The sequence below is a fragment of the Halobacterium bonnevillei genome (genome assembly GCF_009831555.1).
Taxonomy (GTDB): domain Archaea; phylum Halobacteriota; class Halobacteria; order Halobacteriales; family Halobacteriaceae; genus Halobacterium; species Halobacterium bonnevillei.
This window is the reverse complement of the sequence record NZ_WUUU01000213.1, coordinates 1-4,460: the sequence shown is the minus strand read 5'-3', so window position 1 is coordinate 4,460 and position 4,460 is coordinate 1. Positions and strand designations below refer to the sequence as shown.

Here is a 4,460-nt window from a genome sequence, read left to right as displayed (position 1 = left end):
GCTTCGTCGCCGCAGCCGGCGTCTGGGTACTCGCTCGCGGCATCCGGTACGCCGACGGCTTCGGCCGCCCGCTCGCCCTCTTCGCGGCCGTACTGTTCGCCGTCTGGTACTTCGGGACGCCGGCGTTCACCGACGGCGCGTCCGGCATCCTCGCCGGCGTCGTCTGGCTGTTCGACCCGACCGTCGGCACGGACGGCGGATTCACGTACAACCGCTTCGTGTGCTCGTGAGCGCGTCGTTCGTCGCGCTCACGTACTGGTGGTGCGAACGCACCGTCAACAGCCCGTACGGCCGCGTCCTCCGTGCAGTCCGCGAGGACGAGGACGTCCCGCGGGCGCTGGGCAAACGGACGTTCCGGTACAAGGTCCAGAGCATGATGTTCGGGTCCGCGCTCGCCGGCGCCGCCGGCGGCCTCTGGGCGACGCACATCGGGTTCATCGACCCGACGCAGTTCACCTCGGAGATCACGTTCTTCGCGTTCACCGCGGTCATCATCGGCGGGAGCGCGAACAACCGCGGCGTCGTCGTCGGCACGCTCGTCTTCTGGACGCTGCACACCGGCACCAGATTCCTCAACGACTTCTTCCCCGCAGAGTTCGCCACCCAGCTGGCGGCGCTCCGGCTGATGTTCATCGGCGTCCTCCTCATCGTCATCCTCTACTACCGCTCGGAGGGGCTGCTCGGCCGGCAGACCTACGACACCGGCGTCGCCCAGGGAGGTGGTGGCGGTGACTGACCCGATCCTGGAAGTAGCGGACGTCGAGAAGCACTTCGGCGGCATCACCGCCCTCGACAACGCCACCTTCGACGTCGACCCCGGCATCACCGGCCTCATCGGCCCGAACGGCGCCGGGAAGTCCACGATGTTCGACTGCATCACCGGCTTCCTGCAGCCGGACGGCGGCAGCGTCCGCTTCCGCGGCGAGGACGTCACTGCGGAGCGTCCCCCGTCGGTCGCGGACCGCGGCCTCGTCCGGACGTTCCAGATACCCCGGGAGCTCCCCGAGATGACCGTCCGGGAGAACCTCGCACTCGCCCCCAAGGGGCAGAGCGGCGAGCGCCTCGTCACCGCGTGGACGCGCGGCGGCGACTACTTCGACGACGAACGCGACGCCCAGGCCGGCGCCGTCGAGATGGCCGAACGACTCGAGATCGACCACCTGCTGGACGCGCCCGCGGGCGACCTCTCGGGCGGCCAGCGGAAACTGCTCGAACTCGCTCGCGCGCTCCTCACCGAGCCGGACCTCGTCCTCCTGGACGAACCGCTCGCGGGCGTGAATCCGACGCTGGAGAACAAGATTCTCGACCACATCCAACGGCTCGAGTCGGAGGGGTACTCGTTCCTCTTCATCGAGCACGACATCGACGTCATCATGGAGTACTGCCAGGAAGTCATCGTGATGCACCAGGGCGCCGTCCTCACCGCGGGCGACCCGCAAGCGGTGCGGTCGGACGAACGCGTCATTGAAGCCTACCTCGGGGGTGACGGCGAATGAGCGACGCGCCACTGCTGGACATCGACGCGCTGGACGCCGGCTACGGCGACCTCCAGATTCTCACCGACGTGGATCTGCGCGTCGGCGACGGCGAGTACGTCACCATCGTCGGGCCGAACGGCGCCGGGAAGTCGACGGCGATGAAGTCCGTGTTCGGGCTCACCACCCACATGGGCGGGTCCGTGACGTACCGCGGCACCCCGATTCACGGCGCCGAAACGTCCGAAATCATCAAGCACGGGATCACGTACGTCCCCCAGTCCGGGAACGTCTTCACGAGCCTCACCGTCCGAGAGAACCTCGAGATGGGCGTGTTCACCGAGGACGAGTTCCCCCGGGAGACCCTGGAGACCGTCTTCGAGTACTTCCCGATTCTCGAGGAGCGACAGCGACAGCGCGCCGGGACGATGTCCGGCGGGCAGCGACAGATGCTCGCGATGGGTGCGGCGTTGATGTCCGACCCCGACCTCCTGTTGCTGGACGAACCGTCGGCGGGACTCGCACCGGACCTCGTCGAGGACCTCTTCGACCGCATCGACGAGATCAACGACGGCGGCACGGCCGTCCTGATGGTCGAGCAGAACGCGAACGAGGCACTGCGGCGCTGCGACCGCGGCTACGTGCTCGTCAACGGCGAGAACGCCTACGACGGCCCCGGCGAGGAACTGCTCGCCGACGAGGAAGTCCGCCAGCGGTTCCTCGGCGGCTAGCGCGGCGCGGCACTCACAGCGGGTCCTCGTCAGCTACCGCGTCCCGGCACTCACGGCGATTCCGGGTCGAAGCGCTCGTTCCGGCCGTCCCATGTTTCCACGGATTCTTCCGCCCGGGTGTCGACGTAGGCTTCCAGCCCGTTGCCCGCGGGGTCCGCGAAGTACAGCGCTTTGCTGATGCCGTGGTCGACCGGCGTCACGGGGACGTCGCGGGCGGCGAGGCGGTCGGAGACCGACCCGAGTTCGGCCGCCGAATCCACTTCGATGGCCGCGTGGTAGAGGCCGACCCCGCGCCCTGCGTCCGGGGCGTCCGCGCCGACCGCCTGCAGCGCGACGTCGTGGTGATGGTCGCCCCACGACAGGAACGCGAACCGGTCGTGCTCCTCGGTGACGTCGAGGTCGAAGACGTCCTGGTAGAACGCGAGCGACCGCTCGAGGTCGCGGACTTTCAGGTGAACGTGGCCGAGGTGGAACGGCGTGTCGCTCATACCACACGATAGGCGCGGCGGCAGTTAGCATCCGGGGTCGAAGCGGCCGCTGCCGTCACTATCCGTCCTCAGCGAAGCGGTCGGCACCCTCACTCGTCCTCAGCGAAGCGGTCGGCGGCCGTCTCGAAGGAGAGTTCGGACTGCTCGTCGCTCCGGCGGGCCTCCGCGGCGGCGATGGCTTCCGGGTCGGGGTTCACGTCGTCGTCGATGCGCGCCCACGAGTCGTGGATCTTCGCGTGGCACCACCGGCAGAGGTACACCGTGATCTCGTGGCCGACGTCGTCGGCGTCGTCGTACGCGAGGTGGTGTTCCTCCAGGAGTGGACGCTCGTCCTCGTGGGCTCGCCGGCGTTCTTCGAGGCCGCAGCGCACGCACTCGCGGTCCTGCTGGCGGCACCGGAAGTGCGGGCAGTCCGCCCACGCCCAGTCGCCCTCGGCGACCGGGCACGCGAACTCCTCGCGGCGGCGCTCGGCGGCGAACTCGGGGTCGTGTTCGGCGTGCTCGAACGCGTACCGGCACTTGCCGTCCCCGGTCACGTAGTCGCAGACGCCGGCGTGCTCGTAGGGGTCCTCCACCCCGACGGCCGTCCCGGTCGGCGTCTTCTTCATCGACCTGGCGTAGCGACCGCACGGGGTAACGCTTTTCGCCGTCGCCCGAGGAGTCCGACCGTGCACCTCCGCCACGAACGCGACGGCGACGTCGCCACGCTCGCCACCGACGTCGACGTCGCGTCGTCGTTGTTCTCGCAGGCCCGCGGGTTGATGTTCCGGCGGTCGATTCCCGACGACTACGCGCTCGTCTTCGACTTCGCGGACGCAGACAGCCGGGACGTACACATGGTGTTCGTGCCCTTCGACATCGACGCGCTGTGGCTCGAGGACCGGGAAGTCCAGCGCGTCGAGCGGCTCTCAGCGTGGACGGGGCGCGGCAAAGCGCGCTGCGACACGCTCGCCGAACTGCCCGCGGGCGCCGCCGACGACGTCGCGGTCGGCGACCGGGTCTGGCTCGCGGACTGAGAATCACAGACGTGCCTGCGCCCCGACAGGCAATACCTGACACACCCCACACCTTCAAGCGTGCGTAGCCCGGCTAGTGAGATACACCATGTCGGACCACACCGGCACGGAGGATAGAGGAAGTCGCCACACGGCGGCTGGCCGCGAAATTCTCCGGCACTACTAACTCCCCTGGGCTCGCCAGCGACACCGACGTACAGTTTCTCGACACCACGCTCCGCGACGGCGAGCAGGCGCCCGGCGTCTCGTTGACTGCAGACCAGAAGGCGACAGTCGCACGCAAACTCGACGCCGCCGGCGTCTCGGTCGTCGAAGCCGGCAGCGCGTGCACGAGCGCCGGCGAACGCGAGACGATTCGCCGCGTCACGGGCCTGGACCTCGACGCGACAGTCACCAGTTTCTGCCGCGGCGTCAAACGCGACGTCGAACTCGCGCTCGACTGCGGCGTCGACGGCGTGAACCTCGTCGTCCCCGCCAGCGACCGCCACGTCGAACGAAAAGTCGGGACGACGCGCGAGGACGTCCTCGACACCACCCGCGAACTCGTCGAGTTCGCGACCGACCACGGCCTCTGGGTCGAGGTCATCGGCGAGGACGGCTCCCGGGCCGACCTCGACTTCCTCAGCTGTCTTTTCAGCAGTACAACAAGTCCCGGGGCGGGAGTTCCTGGTGCCACCCAGATTTTGTATCTGTCTCCGAAGTACCAGAGAGCAACATGAGTAATCACGTAATTTAGGGCGTTGATATACG

6 protein-coding genes and 2 pseudogenes are annotated in these 4,460 nt (G+C 68.3%); 6 read left to right on the top strand and 2 right to left on the bottom strand.

Annotation, left to right across the window (positions count from 1 at the left end):
* From GRX66_RS19630 to GRX66_RS16835, 4 genes and pseudogenes are all read left to right on the top strand, one after another.
* A pseudogene (locus tag GRX66_RS19630) lies at positions 1–230 on the top strand (branched-chain amino acid ABC transporter permease); the annotation flags it as partial.
* Positions 227–736 carry a branched-chain amino acid ABC transporter permease gene (locus GRX66_RS16845; RefSeq protein WP_201293073.1) on the top strand — a complete coding sequence of 170 codons (510 nt, stop codon included), beginning with the start codon at positions 227–229 and terminating at the stop codon, positions 734–736. The pseudogene GRX66_RS19630 and the gene GRX66_RS16845, both read left to right, overlap by 4 nt.
* Positions 720–1,496, top strand: coding sequence for an ABC transporter ATP-binding protein (locus GRX66_RS16840; protein ID WP_394351537.1), 777 nt, complete (start codon positions 720–722; stop codon positions 1,494–1,496). The genes GRX66_RS16845 and GRX66_RS16840 overlap by 17 nt, the downstream gene beginning before the upstream one ends.
* Positions 1,493–2,206 carry an ABC transporter ATP-binding protein gene (locus GRX66_RS16835; protein WP_159527549.1) on the top strand — a complete coding sequence of 238 codons (714 nt, stop codon included), beginning with the start codon at positions 1,493–1,495 and terminating at the stop codon, positions 2,204–2,206. The genes GRX66_RS16840 and GRX66_RS16835 overlap by 4 nt, the downstream gene beginning before the upstream one ends.
* 50 nt (positions 2,207–2,256) lie before the next feature.
* Here GRX66_RS16835 and GRX66_RS16830 read toward each other — a convergent pair whose 3' ends face one another.
* Together GRX66_RS16830 and GRX66_RS16825 are read right to left on the bottom strand one after the other, a co-directional pair.
* A complete protein-coding gene (locus GRX66_RS16830) occupies positions 2,257–2,694 on the bottom strand; it encodes a VOC family protein (protein ID WP_159527548.1) in 438 nt (145 codons plus the stop codon).
* Between the two features lie 89 nt (positions 2,695–2,783).
* On the bottom strand, positions 2,784–3,302 hold the full coding sequence (locus GRX66_RS16825) for a DUF7097 family protein (RefSeq protein ID WP_159527547.1): 519 nt from the start codon (positions 3,300–3,302) through the stop codon (positions 2,784–2,786).
* 60 nt (positions 3,303–3,362) lie between these two features.
* Here GRX66_RS16825 and GRX66_RS16820 point away from each other — a divergent pair, with 60 nt between their 5' ends.
* Both GRX66_RS16820 and GRX66_RS16815 read left to right on the top strand, forming a co-directional pair.
* Positions 3,363–3,710, top strand: a complete 348-nt coding sequence (locus GRX66_RS16820; RefSeq protein ID WP_325064170.1) for a DUF192 domain-containing protein — start codon at positions 3,363–3,365, stop codon at positions 3,708–3,710.
* 137 nt (positions 3,711–3,847) lie between these two features.
* Positions 3,848–4,369: pseudogene (locus GRX66_RS16815) on the top strand (2-isopropylmalate synthase); the annotation flags it as partial.
* Positions 4,370–4,460 lie beyond the last annotated feature (91 nt).